The 21,888-nt window shown below is 68.2% G+C and carries 20 protein-coding genes and 1 pseudogene; 13 read left to right on the forward strand and 8 right to left on the reverse strand.

What is annotated here, in order from left to right:
• Positions 1 to 50 precede the first annotated feature (50 nt).
• The 5 genes from ACZ6ZT_RS00005 to ACZ6ZT_RS00025 form a co-directional block, all read right to left on the reverse strand.
• The gene (locus ACZ6ZT_RS00005; protein WP_469713952.1) at positions 51 to 326 is read right to left on the reverse strand and encodes a hypothetical protein; all 276 of its coding nucleotides are present in this window, start codon (positions 324 to 326) and stop codon (positions 51 to 53) included.
• Positions 327 to 912: 586 nt separating this feature from the next.
• Entirely contained in the window at positions 913 to 2,310 is a 1,398-nt protein-coding gene (locus tag ACZ6ZT_RS00010) for a tyrosine-type recombinase/integrase (protein ID WP_469713954.1), read from the reverse strand.
• A gap of 199 nt (positions 2,311 to 2,509) precedes the next feature.
• Positions 2,510 to 4,555 carry an Hsp70 family protein gene (locus ACZ6ZT_RS00015; protein ID WP_469713956.1) on the reverse strand — a complete coding sequence of 682 codons (2,046 nt, stop codon included), beginning with the start codon at positions 4,553 to 4,555 and terminating at the stop codon, positions 2,510 to 2,512.
• A complete protein-coding gene (locus ACZ6ZT_RS00020; protein WP_469713957.1) occupies positions 4,552 to 5,109 on the reverse strand; it encodes a hypothetical protein in 558 nt (185 codons plus the stop codon). Before ACZ6ZT_RS00020 ends, ACZ6ZT_RS00015 begins: the two co-directional genes overlap by 4 nt.
• 230 nt (positions 5,110 to 5,339) lie before the next feature.
• On the reverse strand, positions 5,340 to 7,103 hold the full coding sequence (locus tag ACZ6ZT_RS00025) for a hypothetical protein (protein WP_469713960.1): 1,764 nt from the start codon (positions 7,101 to 7,103) through the stop codon (positions 5,340 to 5,342).
• 107 nt (positions 7,104 to 7,210) lie between these two features.
• On the opposite strand from ACZ6ZT_RS00025, the gene ACZ6ZT_RS00030 reads away from it, so the two are divergent.
• Positions 7,211 to 7,615, forward strand: a complete 405-nt coding sequence (locus ACZ6ZT_RS00030; RefSeq protein ID WP_469713962.1) for a hypothetical protein — start codon at positions 7,211 to 7,213, stop codon at positions 7,613 to 7,615.
• Positions 7,616 to 7,699: 84 nt separating this feature from the next.
• On the opposite strand, the gene ACZ6ZT_RS00035 is transcribed toward ACZ6ZT_RS00030, so the two are convergent.
• Positions 7,700 to 8,128: a hypothetical protein gene (locus ACZ6ZT_RS00035; RefSeq protein ID WP_469713963.1), complete on the reverse strand. Its 429-nt coding sequence runs from the start codon at positions 8,126 to 8,128 to the stop codon at positions 7,700 to 7,702.
• On the opposite strand from ACZ6ZT_RS00035, the gene ACZ6ZT_RS00040 reads away from it, so the two are divergent.
• Positions 8,115 to 8,486 (forward strand): hypothetical protein, encoded by a 372-nt coding sequence (locus ACZ6ZT_RS00040; protein WP_469713965.1) that lies wholly within the window; start codon positions 8,115 to 8,117, stop codon positions 8,484 to 8,486. The genes ACZ6ZT_RS00035 and ACZ6ZT_RS00040 overlap by 14 nt on opposite strands.
• A 157-nt stretch (positions 8,487 to 8,643) precedes the next feature.
• On the opposite strand, the gene ACZ6ZT_RS00045 is transcribed toward ACZ6ZT_RS00040, so the two are convergent.
• Positions 8,644 to 10,446 (reverse strand): serine/threonine protein kinase, encoded by a 1,803-nt coding sequence (locus ACZ6ZT_RS00045; RefSeq protein ID WP_469713967.1) that lies wholly within the window; start codon positions 10,444 to 10,446, stop codon positions 8,644 to 8,646.
• Between the two features lie 524 nt (positions 10,447 to 10,970).
• Positions 10,971 to 11,747 carry a hypothetical protein gene (locus ACZ6ZT_RS00050; protein WP_469713969.1) on the reverse strand — a complete coding sequence of 259 codons (777 nt, stop codon included), beginning with the start codon at positions 11,745 to 11,747 and terminating at the stop codon, positions 10,971 to 10,973.
• Here ACZ6ZT_RS00050 and ACZ6ZT_RS00055 point away from each other — a divergent pair.
• From ACZ6ZT_RS00055 to ACZ6ZT_RS00105, 11 genes and pseudogenes are all read left to right on the forward strand, one after another.
• Positions 11,746 to 11,937 carry a hypothetical protein gene (locus tag ACZ6ZT_RS00055; RefSeq protein WP_469713971.1) on the forward strand — a complete coding sequence of 64 codons (192 nt, stop codon included), beginning with the start codon at positions 11,746 to 11,748 and terminating at the stop codon, positions 11,935 to 11,937. The genes ACZ6ZT_RS00050 and ACZ6ZT_RS00055 overlap by 2 nt on opposite strands.
• A gap of 621 nt (positions 11,938 to 12,558) precedes the next feature.
• A complete protein-coding gene (locus ACZ6ZT_RS00060) occupies positions 12,559 to 13,404 on the forward strand; it encodes a helix-turn-helix domain-containing protein (protein WP_469713973.1) in 846 nt (281 codons plus the stop codon).
• A 162-nt stretch (positions 13,405 to 13,566) separates the two neighbouring features.
• Positions 13,567 to 13,908, forward strand: a complete 342-nt coding sequence (locus tag ACZ6ZT_RS00065; protein ID WP_469713975.1) for a hypothetical protein — start codon at positions 13,567 to 13,569, stop codon at positions 13,906 to 13,908.
• Positions 13,909 to 13,970: 62 nt separating this feature from the next.
• On the forward strand, positions 13,971 to 14,846 hold the full coding sequence (locus ACZ6ZT_RS00070) for a hypothetical protein (RefSeq protein ID WP_469713977.1): 876 nt from the start codon (positions 13,971 to 13,973) through the stop codon (positions 14,844 to 14,846).
• Between the two features lie 3 nt (positions 14,847 to 14,849).
• On the forward strand, positions 14,850 to 15,191 hold the full coding sequence (locus tag ACZ6ZT_RS00075; RefSeq protein ID WP_469713979.1) for a CU044_2847 family protein: 342 nt from the start codon (positions 14,850 to 14,852) through the stop codon (positions 15,189 to 15,191).
• Positions 15,184 to 16,341 (forward strand): S1 family peptidase, encoded by a 1,158-nt coding sequence (locus ACZ6ZT_RS00080; protein WP_469713981.1) that lies wholly within the window; start codon positions 15,184 to 15,186, stop codon positions 16,339 to 16,341. The genes ACZ6ZT_RS00075 and ACZ6ZT_RS00080 overlap by 8 nt, the downstream gene beginning before the upstream one ends.
• 241 nt (positions 16,342 to 16,582) lie before the next feature.
• A complete protein-coding gene (locus ACZ6ZT_RS00085; RefSeq protein ID WP_469713983.1) occupies positions 16,583 to 17,542 on the forward strand; it encodes a cucumopine synthase-related protein in 960 nt (319 codons plus the stop codon).
• 2 nt (positions 17,543 to 17,544) lie between these two features.
• Positions 17,545 to 18,612: an NAD(P)/FAD-dependent oxidoreductase gene (locus ACZ6ZT_RS00090; protein WP_469713985.1), complete on the forward strand. Its 1,068-nt coding sequence runs from the start codon at positions 17,545 to 17,547 to the stop codon at positions 18,610 to 18,612.
• Between the two features lie 22 nt (positions 18,613 to 18,634).
• Complete coding sequence (locus ACZ6ZT_RS00095; RefSeq protein ID WP_469713987.1) at positions 18,635 to 20,443, forward strand: carbamoyltransferase family protein; 1,809 nt, start codon at positions 18,635 to 18,637, stop codon at positions 20,441 to 20,443.
• 27 nt (positions 20,444 to 20,470) lie between these two features.
• Complete coding sequence (locus tag ACZ6ZT_RS00100; protein WP_469713989.1) at positions 20,471 to 20,950, forward strand: SRPBCC family protein; 480 nt, start codon at positions 20,471 to 20,473, stop codon at positions 20,948 to 20,950.
• 8 nt (positions 20,951 to 20,958) lie between these two features.
• A pseudogene (locus ACZ6ZT_RS00105) lies at positions 20,959 to 21,573 on the forward strand (histidine phosphatase family protein); the annotation flags it as partial.
• Positions 21,574 to 21,888: the final 315 nt, after the last annotated feature.

A 21,888-nucleotide genomic window follows, 5' to 3' on the forward strand; every position in this document is an offset into this window, starting at 1 on the left:
ATGAGTGGGGCGCTAAGTGGCCGCCTACGGGGAGTATCTACTGACCGCCGTCACCGGCGGCGATGGAAGTCGGAGTCGAGGAGCGCCGCCGTCCCGATCAGCAGCAGCTCTTCCTCGGCCTTCCCGCCGCGATAGGCGTCGGCATGGCGCTCCGCCAGCCGATCCCGGGCGACGCCCAGCGCCGCGAGGGGCTTGCGCAGCAGGCGGTGGGCGTCCTTGGGGTCGCTCCCTCCTGGGCCGTGCATCCGGAAGGCGAGCACATGGCAGTACGCCTCTAGGTCGTGGCCGGAGTCGAGCCGATCGGCCAGCGCGCGGAGTTCTTCCATGCGTGAGATCAGATGGCGGGCCTGCGTGTAGTAGTCGGGGAACGGGTTGGGGCAACGTCGGCAGCCCCCGGGCTCCGGAACGTCGGCCATGCTGCCGCGGTCTGGTACGCGCAGGCTGACGCCAGCCCTCTGCGGAGGTACCCGGAACGCCCCGCACGCCGCCGACAGGTGGAGCACCGATCCGGTCGCTCCCTGCCACAGCGGTACGTCCATCCCTGCCAGGGGTCCGAGTGGAACGTCGCCTGGTGTTGGAAGGGGTACCTTGTCATGTGCTGCCACGCTCGCGGACACGCTCGTGAGCTCCTGCCCTTGGGGATGCCGAAGGTGTGCCACACCAGACTGGCGTACGCCCGAGGGCTACGGCTTGGCTTTCGTCGATCGAGTGACGGAAACGCTGCTCACCGATGACCGGCTTGCCTGCCTGCCTCGCCATCACGATCTCAGGTCGGCAGCGTGAGTGAGAGGCGTCACATGCGGGGTGGGCCCAGCCCGCTTTGAGGTACCGGCCCCTTGGGGGTCAAGGGGTCGCAGGTTCAAATCCTGTCGTCCCGACCAGCGTTTACGCAGGTCGGAGGCCGTTCTCTCGCTAATGAGAGAACGGCCTTTCGTGCGTCTGGGCCCATGGTGGTCGCAGTGTGGTCGCACGCCCGGTTCGGGGCTCGCTCGCCGTGGTGCTGAACGCGGGCGGGGCGGGGGAGCGGAGTCGGCGGACAACCTCGCGGAGCTGGTGGATGTGGTCGCGTGGTGGTCGCAGCCACGCCGGGCGGTCTGTACGCGTGCTGGTCTTCTCGGCTCTGGTCAGCGTGTGGTCGATGGTGTCGACGGCTTCGCGGGCGGCCTGCCGGGTGAGGTGGCTGTAGATGTTGGCGGTGGTCGACAGGGTGGAGTGCCGGAGGGTCTTGGAGACGACGGTCAGGGGCACGCCGGCGGTGATGGTGATGGTGGCGGCCAGGTGCCGCAGGTCGTGGACCGTGATCCTGGGGACGCCGGCTTCGGCGGAGAGCTGGTGGAGCCGGTCGAGAACCTGGTGTGGTCCGAGTGGTCGGCCGTCGGGCCGGCTGAAGACGAGTCCGGCGAATGGGTCGTCAGGATTGCCGCAGGTGCGAGGCGTTGTTTGTGCACGGTGCCGGAGGGCGGTGGCGACGCGGGGTGAGATGGCGACCCAGCCGCGGCTGGATCGGGTCTTCGGCGTCGTGACGACGAGCCGGTTGTTGTCGATGGCGGAGAGGGTGCAGCGCACGTAGAGGACGCCTTCCGCCAGGTGGACGTCGTCCCAGTGGAGGCCGAGGGCTTCGCCCTTGCGCATGCCGGTGCCGACGAGGAACTCGAACAGGTCGGCCATCTCCGGATCGGCCTGATGGCAGTGCAAGAGGAAGCGGGCGGCCTCCTCCGCCTTCCAGATTCTCCGCTCCGGGGACGGCGGTCGCCGTAGGACGGGGGGACTGGCCGGGTTGTGGGGGAGTCGGTGTTGTCGGACGGCGTCGCCGAGGGCGCTGGAGAGGGTGGCCAGGCAGCGGTACAGGGTGGTCCGGCCGCGGTCGGCGGCGAGCTGGCAGGTGACGTAGGCCGAGATATGCCGGTGGGCGAGCTGGTCGAGCTTGAGGGTGCCAAATGCCGGGACGAGGTCGTTGCGGACATAGTCGCGGTATCGGGCCATAGTGGTCGGCTTCAGTACGAGAGCCTTCGCGGTCAGCCAGGCGTTGAGGTAGGCGGCGACGGTTTGGTTCGGGTCCGCGTTGTACCCGCCAGCCTCGCCCTCGAGGAAGCGGCCCAGTGCCTGCTCGGCCGAATCCTGGCTGGGGAAGCCGCCCCGGCGTACAGTCGTCCGGCGACGGGCCGGGGCGGGGACGTCGACAGCGAAGCTCCAGGTGCCGTGCTCGCTGTCGGTGACGAGACCTGGGCAGTCTGTGCCGAGCTGACGGCGATGGCTGTCTCTGCAGCCACAGCGGCGGCAGATACGGCCGCGGCCGATGCTGGTGCGCATAGGGATCGCCTCCGGGAGGCGGAGGGAGATGGATGCTTCCAGCCTGCGACCACACGCGACCACCGTGTCGCCCAGGAGCACCGTGACCAGCGCGTTTCCCTTGTCGGTGCGCCAAGGGCCGGCGCGTCACTTCCACAACGGCCTGGAGCGCGCTTGCTGCTCGGTGGTGGTAGCCACCCGGCGGTGCCCCGCCAGACGGTCAGGGGAACAGCCAGAGCCTGTCCACCCAGGCGATCTGGATGAAGCGCCCCTTCTCTGCGAGCCAGGGGTAGGGGGTGCGGAACCGCGTTAGGTTCTCCATCGATACCACCGGTGCGTTGAGTTGCCCCGCGACGTTGAGTACCGCATGCGAGGACATCGAGGAAACGGCGATTACGTTCCCTTGGGCGATGGCCTGGTCCAGCAGGTCCCGTTCGTGGTGCTCGACCGCTTCGGACACATCCGTGCCGATGATCGTGACAATGCGCCGGTCCGGGAAGCGTTGCCCGATCGCTGCGAGTGCAGAGGTGAGCAGCCTATAGCTTGGCGGTCGCCGTGATGCCGGGGTGCGCCCCGCCGTCATGACTCCTCTGCCGTCGACGACGAGAGCCGGAGCGGTCGGCCCTAGTTCTTCCACCTGTGGCTCAGCGCCCGCCCGGGACACACCGGCCTTCCTCGCGTTGCTGTCGGGAGCCGGTTCTGTGATCCGTCGGAGCAGCCGTTCCAGCTCACGGTCGAGGCCCTGCTCGATGGGCGTTCCGTCGGGCCCGAAGCAGTCGAGTTCCTCGTTGAGGATCTCACTCCCCCCGTGCCGAAGAACGGCTCGGACCTTGAGGATTCCATCGCGGTCGTACCTGTAGTCGACATCGAAGAGATTGACTGAGGGATCAGCCGCGGGGTGCGGTACGGGCAGTTCGAGGCGTGCGAGCGGGAACGTGCGCTCGTCATCGGCGGCACGGGCGCTGTCTCCCTCGACGATTTCAAGGACGACTCTTGATGCACCGCGAACGGCGGGCATTGCACTGCGGCTGCCGCGTGCGGGCAGGGTGGAGTAGCGCGGGATCAACGTGGCGAATCCGCGACGGCCGCCAGCCTGGAAGGCGAGCCCCAGATCATGGCTGGCGGCCACCGAGATAGTGGTCCCCGGGACCAGGCCGTCGATCTCGGCTGCTGTGATCGCGGCTCCGCGGGCGACTGCGGTCATGGGGTTGCATAGACGCGCGTCGACGACATCCCGGACTAGTGCCGCCTCGACCTCGCGCCGGACCGTCGGGATCTGCGAAGTTCCACCGATCATCAGCACGGCGTCGAGCGCGCCGGGGGAGAGCCCGACGTCGTTGAGACATTCCTCCAGCGGCACCAGAGCTCGCTGTACCAGAGGTGCGACGGCCTGCTCGAACTCCTCGCGGTGGATGACCACCGCGCGGCCGCCGCCGGGCGGCTCGAAGAGGACCTCCGTGGTCCCTGGCTGGGACAGTGCGATCTTGGTGAGCTCCACATGACGCCGCCAGCGAAGGGCTTCGGCGCGCGTGAGGTGCTCAGGCCTCGTACCGAGCTTGGGCAGCACGAGCCTCACCAGTGCCTCGTCGAATTCGAGTCCGCCGAGGGCCGTGATCCCTCGTGAGGCGATCTCGTCGAAGATGCCGTCGTAGTGTTCGAGAACCGTGATGTCGATGGTGCCGCCGCCCCAGTCGAAGACTAGGAAGCATCCTTCGCCGGGGTAGTCGTGGGCGTAGCTGATGGCCGCCGCGGTGGGCTCGTTGATGAGAGCTTTCACCTTGATGCCGGCCAGGCGGGCCGCGGCCCGGGTTCGGTAGCGGGCCGCGCCGGTCGCATTGGCAGGGACAGTGACGACGGCCTCGTCCATCTCCCGAAGATTACGGCGGACCCCGGCCCGCATCTGGTCGAACAGGGAGGCCGCTACCGTCGTACTCCGATAGGGCTCGTCGCCCAGCCAGACGTTGTGTTCTTCCGGCACGGACAGGCGCGCGCTTTTGTTTTCTTCGGAGGAGGCCCTCGGCCTGGAAGCGAGCATGCGCTTGACAGCGTCCTGTGGTGTAGCCGTACTGCACTTCGCGGCCCATCCGAAGCACAGCGTTCGCTGCACGTCGCGAATGGAGACCACCGAGGGGAACAGCTCGTCGAAGCCAGGGCGGTTCCACTCGGCGGGCAGGCCCCCGCTGTCCACTCGGATCACCTCAGTGCCGTGCCCCGTCCAGCGTGCGACGACCGAGTTGCTGGTGCCGAAGTCGATCCCGAACGTCATCCTCTGCCCTTCGACTCGCCAGTGTCGTCTGCCGGCAGCCGCCGTACTACGCCGCGCTGGACGACGCGGCCGGTCACCGTCTCGAGGTACGCCGGCGACAGAACCTCGTAGCTGACCGCGTGGTTGTGCTCCTTCGAGTCCACGACGTCGAACGGCGTCAGGTTGCTCGGCGTCGTCAGGCGAGTGAGTCCCGCCCGCTTCATCTCGGCGTCGACGCGCAGGCGCACAGCTTCGATGTCGTCTGTGCCCCATGCGGTGCGATCGATGAGCGCGAGTTGCGCGAGCTGCTGGTCGCGGACGCGAGTGGCGTCGAGCACAGCGGTCCTCAGGGTGTCGTCCACCGCTGCCTGGACAGCTTGACGCACCAGCGTGCCCACCTTGTCGGCGGTGGACATGGCCACGCGGATGGCGTCGTCGAGCTCTTCGGTGAGCTTGCGGGACAGCTCCTGTGATGCTTTCAGTCCGGCCTTGGAGGCTGCTTTGTCCACCTGAGAGGCCAACTTCACGGTCAGCTTCTCGAAGAGCGCGCCGGGGTCGGCGAGTGCGTCGCCCACCACGGGAGTGCGTCCGTCGTGTTCCTCCGCAACGTCAAGGTCCCGATTCCTGACGGTATGTTGCGTGGCCGTGTCCGTCCTGGCGTCGGATGCGGCTCGTCGGCCCGACGACCGGGGCTGTTGACCCTGCGCCTTCGGCTGGTCCCGGGCGACACCGGGCCTGGAACGGGAGCGCACTCCCTTGAACTCGGGGATGGAGTTGAGGGGTTGTTTCTTGTTTCTGCTGCCCATCAGTGGTCTTCCCTCATGTTTCTGCTGCGGCTGACGATGTCCCGAGCCGCTTCGGACGCGGTCCAGTTCCGTTCTTCGGACGTACTTGGGTCCGTGCGGCGTTCCAAGGGGCGTATCCGCGGTTGGAGCACAGGTGAGTGGACGCGCGGGATCCGCAGGAACTGTTCGTCCAGGGGAAGCTCGTACAGAATCTCAGCCTCCCTGCCCATTCGCCCTGCCATCTCGCGGCGCTGGACTCGGTCCTTGGCGTTGTTGATGTACTCCAACTGCTCGGCGGGGACTTGACCGCGCAGATTTCGCCAGCCGTGGCGCCACTCGGACGAACCGTGCTCGACGGAGAGGGCCAGATACGGGTTGAGGACGTCGTGAGGTCTTGACTTCTGGCGCAGAGCCTGCAGCAGATCGCTGAGTAGGATCATGCGTCGGCGGGCCTGGGGGTCCACGCCTCCGCGACGCCGAGTACCGCGCATGAGTACCTCTTCCAGGAGCCCGACAGCCCGGTCCAGTCTGTCCCGGTCTCCCGGACGAGCAGTCAGGAAGTAGACGTACGCCAACACCGCGCGTGCTTCCCGGTCCGCTTTGCTGGCTCCGGCTCCCTCTTTCTCGTTGCGTAGAGCGATCGCCTGCTCCACCACGCTGCGCAGGATGTCTGGTGCAATGTCGGGTTCAGCTGCCATGGCCCAATGAGCCTCGTCGAGTAGCCGGTACAGGCGCCGCGTGCCGGCCCAGTAGTGGAACTTGGACGAGCCGGACACCAGGCGATCGTGCGGGAGACAGTCCTCCAGTAGGAAGAACAGTCCCGGTTCATGTCCCAGCTCCGGTCCCACGGCAGCTCCGCGGCGTACGGCCTGAAGCGAGCGGACTAGCCGGGACAGATCCGGTGGGAAATGCGTGTCGCCGAGTGGCCCTACCTGGTCGAGCGCATTGACGGCACCGGTGAGCAGCGCCGCACGCAGACTCCACTCGTCGTGCCGCCCATCGACCGGAAGGACCTCGGCCCCCTCCTCTACGGCGCGCCGTCGCAGCTCACTCGTCCATGCGAGGGCCTCGACGTCGGAGGCGTCGAGTGCGCCCGGCGACACGCGGGCCGTTACATAGCGGGAGCGGTCGTCGCGGTCCGGCCAGCTGGCCAGGTCGGCCCGTGCATCGAGCTTCCCGGAGTCGATGAGGTCGTCTACAACGGCCAGTGGCAGCGTATACACGACGCGGCGCCACGCCCCTTTGGAGAGGACGGCACGGGTACCCGCCTCGTGAGCCTCGAGGAGCAGCTGCCATGAGTCCGGCTCGGAGGGATCCACCGGGGGAGCGGGAAGGCGGCCGGTGAGAATGGCTTCGGCCCGCAGCGATTCGTCGTCGCTGAACACAGGCATCCCTGCCGTTGTGAGATCGGCAAGATGGGCGAGGGCGCCGAGGGGCGGGAATGCGGCGGAGATGCTTTCCCGTACGGCGTTGGCGACGTACTCCAGCGGATCGCTCAGGCCGCCGGCTTGCATGAGTACGTCGTGGAACATGTCCGCGACCCCGGCCTCTCCGCCAACACGATCCAGGATGGTGACGAGGCGCGCGGGCAGCACCAACGGTGCAGGCGGGGCATCCGGTGTAGCACCTGTCGCGCCGAGATCGCCGGGATTGACTGCTCTGCGACGAGCCCGAAGAGCAGGTATCTCGCCTCTCTCCCGGGCGAGCCGTCGCTGTCGGCGCTTCTCCCGCTCAATCTGGCGAAGCTCCTCGGTACTGGCCTCGTCAACAGATTCCAACGACATCTGATGTGTCTCCCCGGCGAATACGACCTGTAACCAGCCCCACGTCACAGGTGTTTCGATTCGGATCGTATGCCAGGTTGGAGGGCCCGGCATAGCCATTCCAAAAGGTGGTCACCGAAGGGTTGTTGGCGCGGCTGCCCAACGCGGACTGGCCGGAGACACTGCCGCACATGGTTGAGTGGGTGAAGTCCAGGAACGGCTGGATGCTCATCGACTTCCCGGTCGACAGCGGCCTCGCCTTCCTCTCGGCCGTGGCGAACACTGGCCTGCGGGACGCGTTCTATGTCCGGATGACGCACTGGGCCGCTCCGGACGCATGGGACGTGACGGTCAAGCCGATGGATGTGGCGATGTTCCAGGAGGAGCTGGCATCGCGATTTCGCCTGCAGCTGCTCCAGATGAGCTTCCCGGCGTACGACCTGCCGGAACTGACCCGGCGGCTCCGCGAGCACGCCGCAGGCCACTCGGTTCCGCCCGCCCCGGCCGACTGGAGCACCGTCGGCCGCTACTGAACTTGATTGGGTGATGTCGGGCTGTTCAGGGCATCCGCCAGCACCGCTCAAGAATGCAGGCCTCGGTGGCCTTCGCCCACGCGCTCAGGCTGCGGCTTCGCCGGGAGCTTCATCCTCCGGGTCGTCGCCCGAGAAAGACCACCCGCAAACCGAGGTGTGACCAGGAGGAAGGTCGTCCCCTGTCTCCTCCTTGTACTTGGCCTTCTTTTCCTCGCTGGCGTTCTGGCCCTCGGGGAGCTTCCGCAGGAAGGGGTCTACGTCATAGGCGCTGGGGGACCGACGAGGCTCGTCCATGGTTTCAGGGGTGGAGACCGGCTCCGGATCCTCGGTGTCCTCAGCGTCCCGCCTCTCGGCGAGGCCGGCGACCACGACGGCCAGGGCCACGCTGCCGACGGCGCCGCCGACGGCGAGGATCTTCGGCTTGTGCTTCGTGTACCAGTTCTTCGCGGTCTCGGCGAAGGAGGTGGGCTCGCCGTCCTCGGGAGTGGGCTCGCTGGGCGTGGAGTCATTCACCCGCACAGAACTACCGCACCCAGCCCTCAGCTGTCAGGCAATCACCCGACATCGCCCAATCAAGTTCATTAGCCGCGTCCGGACGCTGCCTGGTACCGAACCGCCGGAGAAAGAGGACTTCGCGCACCCGGCAGTCAAGAGTCACTTCGCCGACGTGCCGTACTCGATCGACCTGGACGAGGTGCTTGCTGGCGTGGCTGATCACCACGACTACGCCCAGACGGTGGCGGCGCGTCTCATGCTGGACGAGGTCGCAGTAGTCAGCGTTGCGTGCCGGACATACGCGGCTGCTCACCAGGCGGGTGACTTCGACGCAGTCGTCGGCTTCGTCCGCAAGGAGGTGGGCGATAGGCGGTAGCTTGCGCCGCTCTGAGCGGCTCACGGAGTGCAGATGCCGGAGCCGATGAACTGCCGCCCGTTGGTGTACGCGTTGTAGACGGCGACGGTCCAGCGCGTGTACTTCCAGCTCTTGTTGGTGTTGAACTCCTCCATGAGTTTGCGGCAGAGGGCCTCCTCTACGGCGCCTTTGAGGTTGGACTGAGCAGCGCGGCTGGCAAAACGGTTGTTGGGGTCGTCGGTCCATACGTATGCGGCGTTTTCGACGGGATCGAAGCCCAGATTGATGCCGTCGTGTGTGCTGAGGGGGGCTTCGTTCGTCTCTGGTGTGTTGGCGTTCCAGGTGGCGGTGACGGCTTTGACCGTGGGTCCGCGATGCGGATCTCTACCTTGTCGCTACTGGGGAGTTCCGCGGTTGCCATGCCGGATTCGTCGCCGTGCCATTGGCCGGCGAGCTCGCTGAAGCAGCCGTTGGTGGCCTCTCCGTATCCGATGGCTGGTGCCCGGGTGTCACCGTCGGATGTCTTCCAGTGGATGGAGAAGCGGCCATAGGGCCAGGTGGTGGGGTTGTCCTTGAGCCGGTGGGCGAGGGCGGTGCAGGCGGCCATGTGCCCAGCGCGGCGGAATACCTCCTGGTAGTTCTCGGGAAGCTGGGGGACCGGTCCGCCGGTCACGATCACTGTCTGCGCGCGCAGGTTGAACGTGATCGTGGGCTTCATGAAGTCCATGTCCTTGGTGGCCAGCATGGATGTCATGTGGTCGCGGATCGCCTGCTCGGCGTCCTGTTCCTGGGGAGTGCTGGCGCGCGTGCTGGTCCGCCATGTGTCGGGGTGCGGCTGGGACTCGTCACCGGCTCGGGTGTAGGCGGGGTTGGGCACTCCTGCCAGTGGATCCATGGGGACCTTGATGGTTCGTGGATCGACCGGAGGCACGGTCCTGATTTCGCCCGTGGTGGCGGAAGCCGTGGCTGCGGCAGGTCTGCCGGAGGGCGCTGCAGAGCTGACCGTGCCCTTTGAGTTGGCGTCCTGGTCAACCTGGCCCTTGGAGTCGAAGGCCACGATGCCGCCCGCGACGGCAGCGCCGGTGGCCGCCGCGGCAACGAGGACGATGAGCGTGCGCTTGCGGGCCGACGCGGCAGGAGCCTGCCAGGCGGGGTCCTCCGCGCCGGGCACGTGCCACTCGGTGGCCACGAAGTCGCGGACCGTGGTCGGTTCCAGCCCTGAGTCGACGGTAAGTACCTGGGTTGCCTGAGCGGAGAGGAGGTGGGCACACTCCTCCGCTGCCGAGTAGGAGGTGATCCGCTCGCCGGGATTTTTCGTGAGTGCTTTCTCCACGGTTCCGCGCAGTCCCTCGGGGAGGCCGTCGAGGTCTGGTTCGGCGGACATGATGCGGTAGGCGACCACGTCGGGGGATCCTGTGCCGAACGGCAGGCGGCCGGTGGCGGCGTATGCGACGAGAGCTCCCCAGGCGAACAGGTCGCCTTCGGGGCCAGTGGTGCCGGTGCGGTAGTGCTCGGGGCTGATCCATCCAGGGGTGCCGGTCATCACGCCGGTTCGGGTGACGGACGTGCCGTCCGCGGCGTGGGCGATGCCGAAGTCCAGTACGCGGGGCCCGGCGGGGTTGAGGATGACGTTCTGCGGTTTGACGTCCCGGTGGACGACGCCGGCGGCGTGGATGGCCGCGAGGGCCTGGGCGGTGCCAGTGGCGAAGGCGTACAGGGTGCCGCCGGTGAGCGGACCGTGGGCGGTCAGGTGCTGGTTGAGGGTCGGGCCTGGGATGTAGGTGGTGGCCAGCCACGGGGTCTCGGCGTCAGGGTCGGCCGAGAGCAGGGGGACGAGGCACGGCCCTTGGACGCGGGCGGAGAGCTGGACCTCACGGCGAAAGCGGGCGCGGAACTCGGGGTCCTCGGCCTGCGCGGCGTTGACGACCTTGACAGCGACCCGCAGTCCAATCGGATCGAGGCCCGCGTGAACCGTACCCATGCCCCCCGAGCCAAGGCGGCCGATGATTCGGTAAGGGCCGACCCGCTTAGGGTCACCAGAACGAGCAGGCTGCACCCGCCCGCCAGCGCGAGCACTGCTCACAGGGCGTCCGTTCCTCTTCTGCGATGGAGCGCGATGAGGCTGGACGCACCCACCAGAAGAGTCCCCCAAGCCTGGAAACTGGATGGTATCTGCAGACCGCCGCAATGAGGGGTGGCAGCTCGAGGATTGGTCGAGGCGGCTACGCCTGGCGGTGGTCGACAGGGTGGAGTGCCGCAGGGTCTTGGAGGCGACGGTGAGGGGGACGCCGGCGGTGATGGTGGCGGCCAGGTGCCTCAGTTCGTGAACCGTCACCCGCGGTAAACCGGCAGCACGAGCTAGCGTCCAGGGCTGCCGGACGGGCTACGACTTCCTTGGCGCGGTTGAGGGCACTGCTTCGTAGAACGAGGTGGCAACGCACGGTGCGTGGGCTTCGGAGGACACCTTGGTGGTGAAGCCGAAACCGACGCGGTACCCGGCACCGATCAGTCGGTCAGCCGGCACACGCGGTCGTCATCCGTCACCTCGTAGACGTCGATGCGCAGGAGCTGTCGGACGTGGGCCGGGGCGCGTGTGGCGGCCTTGAGGGAGGAGGACGGCATGACGAGGGCGTAGCGCGTGTGCGGGTCCTGGCTCGTCATGCGGCGCAGCAGTTGGCCATAGGCGATGTCGGCGTCGACGCCTTTGTCGCTGGTGCGGCCCTTGGCCTCGCAGATCAGCCGTTCCCGGCCGCGTACCGCTTCCAGGTCGGTCCACCGGTCCGTGGGATCGATGGGTGTCCAGCCTTCGGCCAGTAGCCAGGTGCGGAAGGTGTCGGTGACCCGGTCCTCGTCACTGGCGCGGGCCAGGATCTTCTTCAGTGCCGCCAGGTCGGCCGTGTCGTTGCGGCGCAGTCGTCCGCGGCCGTCCGCATCCAGGTCGGCGGGGCGGATGAGGACCAGGCGCAGCCCGTGCGCGGGGATGTGCTCTTCGCGCCGGGCGTCGTACAGGGCGCGCTGTTCGCCGCGGTGCACACCGCTGACGGTGAGGCGGTTCGGCTTGTCGAAGTGTGGCGTTGGCCGGTCGTGCTGCAGTTCGCGGTACTCGACCACCAGCTGATGGCCCGGCCAGTAGGCGTCGACCGGCAGTTGGACTCGTCGGCCGCCTGATCCGGGATCTCCGAGCAGCCAGTCGAACCTGTGCTGCGTCAGGGCGTTCTCCCGGAGGATCCGCTCACACAACCCGACGACGTACGCCTCATCGCTGACATCTCTCGTTGCCATGACCGAGCATCCTGCCACCCCCCATGGAGCAACAGCACCGGGCTGGCGAACCCAGAGCCTCGTCGCGCAGAAGACTGGCAACGGCAAACAGACCGTGGGCTTGGCGGTCAACGCCCTGGAGGGCGTGGTGAGGCCGGCCAGCTCGACGACGATCGCACCTACCGCGCTCCTGTCGAACCGGATGCCCTGATCAAGCAGCTGGACGAGCTCGCAGACTGGGAGCCCGGCGGGCACGAGGACTGCGGCTGGGACGGCTCCTGGCGTTGGTATGAGGTCATCCGCGACCTGCGACGCCGAGCCGAACGGACGCAGCGTCACCCCGCACCCTGAGCCGCTTTCCACCTGGCGCCCGTCTGTGACGGGGTCGGGCCCGAGGGCCAGGTGGCGCCCCTTGGGGACCAGTTGGGGACCAGCGCCCATGTTGATGGGCGCACAGCACGTATGGATGTGCACGCTGTGCGCCCTCAGATTGAGGCATATGTCATGAATTTCCCCCCGACCCATCGATCTGGGGGTCAAGGGGTCGCAGGTTCAAATCCTGTCGTCCCGACTTTGCTTTCGAGCAGGTCGGAGGCCGTTCTCTCATGAGTGAGAGGACGGCCTTTCGTGCGTCCGGAGCCATGGTGGCCGCGATGTGGTCGCACGTCTGGTTCAGCCTGGTCTTGGGCGTCGGTCGCGGCCTCCGCTTCGCCGAGGCTGACGAGGAGGAGTGGAAGACGCCGAGGCCCCACCGGGCACCGCGTAGTCGGTGGTCAACCTCTGCCATGCTCCATTGCGCCCTGTATATCGTGGGGAGCGAGGGGGATGTCTCGTGGATCGTTACGTCGGACATGGTGGCGGAACAGGTCGAGAGGTCGTGGTCTCCGGTGCCGGCGGTCTGAGACGGGTCACCCGCCCCCTGCACCCAGGACTGAAGCCCTATCTGTCCGGCCGTATCGGCTATTCCCACCTGGCCCCGCCCTATCAGGTCCGGATGGTTCCGACCGGTCACGTGATAGTGACCGTCAGTCTGGCCGAGCCGTTCAGCCAGATCCGCCGTCTCGGCACGCCGGGCTCGGGCACCGGCCGGATCGGTTCGGCGGTGGTCGGCATGGAGGACAGGCCGGCGTGGTGTGCGCACCCCGGTGGCCGGCAGGAAGTGATCCGCCTGGAGTTCACACCGCTCGGGGCTTACCGGCTTCTCGCCCTGCCCATGCGCGAGTTGAAAAATCTCGTGGTCGAGCTGGGCGATGTCCTGGGTCCCGAGGCCGGGGTGCTGGTGGAGCGTCTGGCGGCGGCCCGGGGCTGGGCCGCCAGGTTCGACCTGCTCGACGCCGCCCTGCTGGGGCGGCTCGAACGCGGCCTGGAGCCCGCACCCGAGGTCGAACAAGCGTGGCGTCTGCTCTCCGGTTCGGCCGGCATGGTCCCCATCGCCCGACTCGCCGACGAGGTGGGGTGGAGCCGCAGTTACCTGGTTCGGCGGTTCACCGAACAGGTCGGGCTCACGCCGAAGACCTCGGCCCGGGTCCTCCGATTCCGCCGCGCCACGCAGCTGCTCACCTGCTCACCTGCTCACCCGTGGACCTTGCCGGCATCGCCGCCACCTGCGGCTTCTACGACCAGGCCCACCTCACCCGGGAGTTCCAAGCCCTGGCCGGCCTCACCCCCGGCCGGATGACCACCACCCCCCGCCCGGTGGACGAGGCGCTCCACTTCCAGGAACAGGTCACATTCGTCCAAGCCGAGCCCGCTTCCGCGCCGCTACGTTCGAGAGCAGGTTCGGGGCCGAGAAAACAGGGGGACAGCCGTGTTCAGCGATCGAGCGAATACGCAAGGGGCAATGGTCGCCAAGATCATCCAGGGCAAGGCGGGACCGGCCCTCGTAGCGAAGGTCAAGGCCAACTTCCGGCAGTGGCTGCGCGATCACTGGAAGGGTGACGAGGCATTGGCCTTCGCCGTGTGTACCAAAGCGCTGGCGCAAGCCGGCGGGGGGACGCGGGGCGAGTGGGGCACGCTCAGTGGGCAGCAGCAATTCGCGGTGGTCTGGTTCTTCAGTCTGATGTGCCTGCCGTCCCCGGACAGCGCCGGAAACGACGCCGCCGCCTTCTACCGGCAGGTGCACGTCTCGGGCGACCTGGCGACCGTCGCTCGTACCGCCGACATCCTGCGCGGCCGCACCTAGGGCATCGCGGTGTCCTGCCCGCGGGCGTTTCCACGGCCTGAACAACGGCGAAGGGGGTCTTCGTGTCCGAAACTGCCGCAGAGTGGGGCCTCGCCTATACCCAGCTCGACGGATCGGTGGGCTCGCGCTTCGAATGGATGATTCACGACGGGTCCTGGCAGACCCGGCAGAGCGCGGAGTACTGGGCGAAGTCCGGGTCGCCGATGTTCTCGCACCCGTCCGAATTCCGGGAGCCGCACCCGAGAGTCCGGGGCGCGGTGCTGCTGATCGAGCGCTTCTTCGTCTTCCTCGTCTACCCGATCCGTGACGGAGACAAGCAGCGGAGCGCACTCAAGGCTGCCGAGAGCGTGTCGGCCGGCTGGCTTGAGAGCCTGCGCCCGACGGACGGCGGGGGGCCCAGCGGTCCGCCCGGCTCCGGCGGTTCCCCGCTGCTCGACCAGATGAAGGAGAGCATCGAGTCTCTGGCGTCCGGCCACAGGGGCGCGGCCGGCCCTGAGATCGACGCGGCCTATCAGGTGCTGCACGCCCAGGTGCTCGAAGGCCGCTTCGACGACTCGGTGACCGCCCTGTGGCGCACCGCCGGCCCGGCATACCTGGGCGTGGCGTACGCATTCTTCCGCAGCGTCATCGAATTCAAGTTCAACGGCACCGAACACAGGCTGGCCATCGAGCGGTACCTCCACGGGCTGGTCTCTTTCAACCCCCCGGCCATGCAGGACACCGACCTCTCCCTCATGGCCAGGTTCATCGTCGACCAGACCGGCGACGTCCGGCCCCGCCTGGGCCGGACGAACATCGCAGGACTCGATCTCGACGGGTACTTGGACTCCGCGCTGAGCACGGCGATAACGATCGCCGACTTCGAAGGCTTGACGATCGAGGACTTGAAAACGCGGCTCGATGTCGCCGCCTTCAGGTACCAGAGGGGCAAGGGCTGAACGATGACCGAGACGGCCACATACGAACTCGAAGACGGCTCTGTCGTCCATGTCCAGTACCAGCCCGACCGCCAGGACGGCGCGCGCCAGGTTGGGGCTCGGCGCGCGCCGCAGCCGATCGAGGAGCGCCTGCCCGCAGCCGTCCGCGTCGCCGGGGAGATCCTGGACGCGGTGCGCCGCATGGCAGTGGACTCCGCCGAGGTCTCTTTCGGGATCACTTTGACCGGCGGACTGAACTGGGCGATCGCGCACGCATCCACCGAGTCCAGCTTCACGGTGTCGTTGACGTGGTCCGGTGACTCACGGACACCCCACGAGCCGGTCCCGGCCCCCTGCGGTGAATGAGGAGGGTGCCGTCGATTTCGCGTGGTCGGCGGCGATCTGCTCCGGCGGCAGTGTCCTGGGCACCGGGGTCCTCATCGCCCCGGGCATGGTGTTGACCTGCCTGCATGTCGTCCAGGACTTTGACCCGGTGCGCCCGGACGGTCTCGCAGTGGCCTTTCCGTACGGTGCGGCCACCCCCCTGCCGGGGTCCGCCACGATCGGCGTGGTGTCGTTCACCTACGGCGAGGCCCCGCCGCCGGGGGTCTCCCAGGACCTCATCGACTGCGCGGTACTCAGACTTGACTCATCCGGCCGTGGCCAACCCACGCCGGCCCCTGTGGCGATGGTGCGGCCTGGGGAGCTCGTCGGTCACGAGTGCCGCGTCTTCGGGTACCCGTCAGGCGTCGCGCAGCTGCTGGGTGCGCAGGCCCGGGGACGGGTCAGCAACCAGTTGGCGTACGGATGGGTGGGCCTGGAGCTGCCGGGCGGCAATGTCCTGCGGGGAGGGTTCAGCGGCGGCGGCCTGTGGTCGGTGAAACACAGGGCGGTCGTCGGCCTGGTGGCGCAGGCCGACCCGGCCGAACGCACGGGAAGGGCCGTCGCCTTCCCACTCGTCGACTCCGTGCTTCCCGAGGCCAGGATCGCCGAGCTGTGTGCACCTTGGACGCCGGACGCCGCTATCGTCGACACAGGCCCGGGATGGAGCTGGGTGCGAGTCGATTATCCGTGGTCGAACGACATCTCCCTACAGCACAAAGCTGCGCTGAACTGGGCAGTGTCAGAGAACCCGGCTGACCGGAGAATGACGGTTGAGGCCTCGGCCGAGGCCGCCTACGCCGACCTGACGGACTGGATCTCAGGACGGGAGAGCAACACTTCGGACGGACGGGAACTGCTCCTGCACCTGCAGCACGCGAACCGGAGCCGCCAATGGGTCGCCTGCTGCTCGCACGAGCCGGTCTCCCTGGACGTCAACCCGAACTTCGCACCACCCGCGGTCGTCTACTGCGTGTATCGCGTTGAGCAGGGCACGGACGCCGAATCCGCCGGTCGGCAGTTCTTCACGGATTGGCGGCGGACGATGGTCCAGGTCTCCTCCAACTCCGGCCGGTGTATGTGGCTGCGGGCACTGCCTGAAGGATGGAGTCTGCGCACCGTTCCCCTCGACTGACGAGCCGTTCGCCGCCGGTGATCGCGGCGGCCGTGCCGTCTTGGCCTACTCGCCGGTGCCGAGGGCGACGGCGGGCTTCACGCCCTTCACCAGGCTTGAGCTGGGGGGATGTAAGCGGACTGGTTGGTACTCGTAGAAATGTACATCTCTCGTTGATCGACTTTCATGTCATCGACGCCTGTCTGCGGCCGTGCCATCGGCGGTGTACTCCTCGGAAGTTGCGAAACGAACGGGGAGAATCGTGTCCGCGAACCTGTTGAAACGTCAGATCCAGATTGCCTGGCCCGACTTGGGCATCACCGTCACCGCCGATCTTGACGACCGCAATCCGGCGCTCGCCGACGCGCTGTGGGAGTCGCTGCCCTACCAGAGCCTCCAGGGGCATGCCCTCATCGCGGGGGAGCACCTCTATCACGTGGCGCCGATACCCGCCCTGCTGCACACCCCGCACGCCACCCGCATCCCCGACCGGCGGGAGGCGCCCGACGGGACCGTGTTCTGTTCCGGCTTGCAGCACCTGGGCATCAAGTACGGCACCCTGACCGAGCCGATGCCGGCCACGCCCGTCGGCCGGGTACGGGACGAGGACATGCCCGCGCTGCTGGAGGCGGGGGCCGCGATCTGGGACGCCGTCTACTCCACCAAGAAGCAGATCCTCGCCGAGGTCCGCCGTGCGGGCGAAGCCGGAGGTCACCGCATCCCGCGGCTGCGCGCCGCCGACGCGGCCGCCGACGCGCTGATCGCCGACGTCCTCGCCGAGACCGAGAAGATCTGGCTCGCGCCCCCGGCCGAGCTGGACGACCTCCACCGGGGGATCATCCCTTCCCGGGCGGGCAACTTCGGCACCGTCCTTCCCACCCTGCTCTTCGTCAACGGCGAGACCCGGCCGCTGGGTTACGCCGCCTACGGCGGACTCGTCCGCGCCGCCGTGCAGGACATGCCGATGGACTCGCTGGTCCACATGACCCGCCTCCTGGTCGGCGTCCCCGCCGAATTCCTGGGCTACTGCGGCCTGGAGACGCTGTGGGCGTTCACCCGGCGCTTCCTCGACGTCCTCGACCGCCTCGACCGCGACGACTTCTACGCCGTCACCAGTCACCTGGCCCTCTACGTCAACTGCCTCGGCGGCTGGAACCTCCAGCTGTACCCGTGGGACACCGGCGACCACCTGCGCCAGCAGGGCGCCGAGGGAGCCGCGTAGCCGTGCCCGGATCCGAGAAGACCCCGAGCGACCTGCCCGCACGGGCCGACGCCGTCGTCATCGGCGCGGGAGTGATCGGCACGTCCGCCGCCTACCACCTCGCCGAAGCCGGAGTGGACACCGTGCTGCTGGAACGCGGCGGCCTCGGCGGCGGGGCGTCCGCGCACACCGCGGGCATGGTCCGCACCTATTTCCCCGGCGCCCCCGCCACGGGGCGAAGGGCCGTACGCAGCCTGAGCGCCTACCACGACTTCGCCCGCCACACCGCGGCGCCGCTCGGCCTGAAGCGGCTCGGGTTCATGGCGCTGTTCACCGACGAACGGCAGATCGCCGATTTCGAGGCCGACCGGCAGGCCCAGGAGGCCGCCGGGGTCCAGGTCGGCCTGGTCAGCGCCCGTGAAGCGGTCGAGCTCAACCCGCTGGTCAACGAACACGCCGTGCTGGCCGCCGCCTGGTCCCCCGAGGCGTACCACGTGGACGGCCTCGACATCGTGCGCGGCTACGCCGCCGGTGCCCGCAACCTCGGCGCCCGCCTGTTCACCCACACACCCGTCACACACATCGACGACAACAACACCGTCCACACCCCGCACGGCAGCATCCAGGCGGACAGCATCGTGTGCACCGCCGGGCCCTGGTCCGGCGAGGTGGCGGCCATGGCGTCGGTCGACCTGCCGATGACGCCCCACACCATGGAGATGCTCTTCACCGACGCCCCGCCCGCGCCGCACCGCGAGCTGCCCATGACGATGCACGCCGCGTCCGGCCTGCGGATCCGCTCCTGGAAGGACCGCATCCTCCTCGCGATGGGCATGCCCCGGCCGGGCGAGGCACGCGAAGCCTGGCTCGGCCGCATCTCCGGCCACCTCGGCACGCTCTTCCCCGCCCTGGACGGCATCGGCCTGCACCGCGCGTGGTCCGGCGACTTCGACGCCAGCCCCGACAACACCGCCCTCATCGGCGTACACCCCACCCGGCGTTTCCTGTACGCGGCCGGCTTCACCGGCGCGGGCCTGTGCCAGGCGCCCGCGGCCGGTGAGGAACTCCGTGACCTGCTGATCGCCAAGTAACCCCACCACAGGAAGGAACACCGTGATTGTCCTGGGATGTAATGGTTTCAGCCGGGTGTCGGAGTTCTTCGCCGCACGCTTCGGCGCGACCGGCGTCAACAAGCACTACCTCTTGGGCCACGACGCCGCCGCCGCGCTGCTGGTGGACGGCCGCCTGGTCGCCGCGGTGGAGGAAGAGCGCCTCAACCGGGAGAAGAAGACCACCGACTTCCCCGTGCACGCGATCGACTGGTGCCTCGGGGAAGCCGGGATCACGTACGACGACGTCGACCTGTTCGCCTTCCCCTGGGACTGGTCCCCCCGGATCCTGGACGAGACCCTGGAGGCGATCCGTGCCTCGTCGGCGCCCCAGGCCGCGAAGGCCGGGCTCATCGGGAACATGTCCGACCTCTTCGAGCAGGTCGTGAGCCACGAGGCGATCCTCGCGGACTTCGAAGCCCGCACCGGACACCGCCCCGACCCGGCCAAGGTCCGCTTCGTCCCGCACCACCTGGCCCACGCCACGACCGGCTACTACCTGGCCGGCCTGAAGGACTCCGCCTTCCTCGTCAGCGACGGCCGCGCCGAACGCTTCTCGACCCTGACGGGCGAGATCCGCGACGGGCGGATCACCGTCTTCGAGGACACGGTCACCGGCTCCGAGTACTCCATGGGCACCCTGTTCTCCTGCATCACCCGTTTCCTCGGCTTCGTCCCCAACAACGACGAGTACAAGGTCATGGGCCTGGCCGGATACACGGCGCCGCCGACTCCGAACCCGTTCCTCGACCGTCTCCTGACGCTGCACGACGACGGCCGCTACAGCTTCACCGAGCGCCTGCGGACCGACGACCCGCACAGTCACGACGCCCTGTTCGAGGAGTACTTCGGACCCTTCGAGGACACCCTCGCCTACAAGGCCCGCGTCGCCGCCGCCGCGCAGCAGATGCTGAACGTCGCCACCGCCCACCAGGTCGGCCACCTGGGGAAGCGGACGGATCTCGACCGGCTGCTGTTCGAAGGAGGGGTCGCCCTGAACTGCCTGAACAACACCCCGTTGTTCGAGGGCTCCCGTTTCGAGGACATGCAGGTCAGCTTTGGCGCCTCCGACACCGGCATCACCATCGGGGCCGCCGCCCACGCGTGGCTGAACCATCCCGGCACCGATGTCGCGAGCGTCCGGGCCGCCGCCGCACCCGTCAGCCCGTATCTGGGCCCGGCCTACGACGACGCCGCGATCGAGGAGGCCCTCGCGCGTTTCACCGGCCGGGTACGCGTCACGCGCCTGGACGACGACGAGGTGATCGAGCAGGTGGCGAAGCTGCTGACGGAGAAGGTCGTCATCGGCTGGTTCGAAGGCCGCGTCGAACACGGACCGCGCGCGCTGGGGCACCGCAGCATCATCGCCAACCCCGGCTTCGACGACATCAAGGACATCATCAACACCCGGGTCAAGCACCGTGAGCCGTTCCGCCCGTTCGCTCCCCTCGTCCTGGAGGAGCAGGCGCCGAAGATCTTCGACATGGGGCGCAAGACCAGTTCCCCGTACATGACCTTCGTCTTCCCGGTCCGCGACGAGTACAAGGACCGCATCCCGGGCGCCGTGCACGTGGACGGCACCTCCCGCATCCAGACCCTGACGGACGAGGGCACCCCGCGGCTCACGGCACTGCTGCGGAGGTTCATCGCGCTCACCGATACGCCGTGCCTGATCAACACCTCGTTCAACGTCGCGGGCGAGCCCATCGTCTGCACGCCCACCGACGCCCTGAACTGCTTCCTGGGCACCGAGATCGACTACCTCGTCCTCGGAAACCACCTCGTCACCAAGACCGGCCCCGCCAACCCGTAGAAGAACCAGTACAAGAAGGAGCATTTCGTGCCGATCCAGCGCAAGCACACCATGTACCACTCCACCATCCTGGAGGCCAACCCGGACACCGTGTGGGCGACCGTGCGCGACGCCATGCAGATCCTGGAGATCGTGTCCCCGGGCGACCTGGACATCCACACGGACGTCACGTGGGTCGACGGGGCCTCGGCGGAGACGGTCCCCGCCCGCTACGACTTCCGGCTCACGCTCAACGGCCGCCTCGTCCAGCAGGAAATCGCCGCCCGCGACGAGATCAACAAGACCCAGTCCTACCGGGCCATCGCCCCCACCAGCGGAGTCGCCAGCTACGAGGCCACCATCCGGGTGCTCCCCGTCACCAACGAGCCGGACCGCAGCTTCTTCGACTGGTCCCGGGTCCTGGAGATCGCCGAGGACGCCGACCTCACGGTGGTCGCGGCCATCATCGACGTCATGGAGCAGCAGACCGACGCGGTACGCGACCACTTCGCCAAGACCGCCGAGTGAGTGACGTGACGACGCTCGTACTGCTGCGGCACGGCGAGACCCCGCTCACCCCGCACCGGCGGCTCTCGGGCAGCGGCGGATCCGACCCGGGTCTCTCGCCGGCCGGCCGCCGTCAGGCCCGGGCGACGGCGCGGGCCCTCGCCGGCCGCGGCGGCATCGATGCGGTCGTCACCTCACCCATGCGGCGCTGCCAGGAGACGGCCCGGACCGTGGCCGGGCACCTCGGCCTGAACGTTCAGGTCGACCGGGATCTTCGGGAAGCGGACTTCGGGGCCTGGGAGGGCCTCACCTTCGGGGAAGTCCGCGCGCACTACCCCGACGACCTGGACGCATGGCTCGCCTCGCCCGAGGCGCCGCCCTCGGGCGGAGGCGAGACCATGCGGGAGGTCGCCCGCCGGACCGCCGCCGTACGGGACGGCCTCACGGCCCGGTACGCCGGCGCCACGGTCCTCGTCGTCTCCCACGTGGGTCCCATCAGGACCCTGCTCCGGCTCGCGCTCCAGGCGCCGCCGCACACCCTGTTCCGTATGGAGGTCGCGGCGGCCTCCCTGTCGACGGTGACGTACGAAGGGGACGGGACCGCCACGGTGCGGGCGCTCAACGACACCCACCACCTGGACTGAACCGGACGCCCGCGCGCACGCTCTTTCCAGAAATCGGCCCAAACAATGGCTTGACCGATGTACTACGGCGACGTAAATTCGTCACAACGACTCGTGGGCTACTTGAAGGAGGCGAAGTCGGATGTCCACCATCTCCGAACTGCTTCGCCTCGCTCACAAGGTCGCCTGGGCTCCCGGCCGTGTCGCCCACGGCTGCTAAGTAGCCCCCTTCCCCGGTGTGCCCTTTTTCGGGCCCCGGGCATCTTTGCGTCTCCCTCACCACCGCTCAGGCACGTCGTCACGTGCCGATTCGTTGCGCTCCCGGTTCCAGAGCTG

This window comes from Streptomyces sp. NPDC102258, from assembly GCF_055584685.1.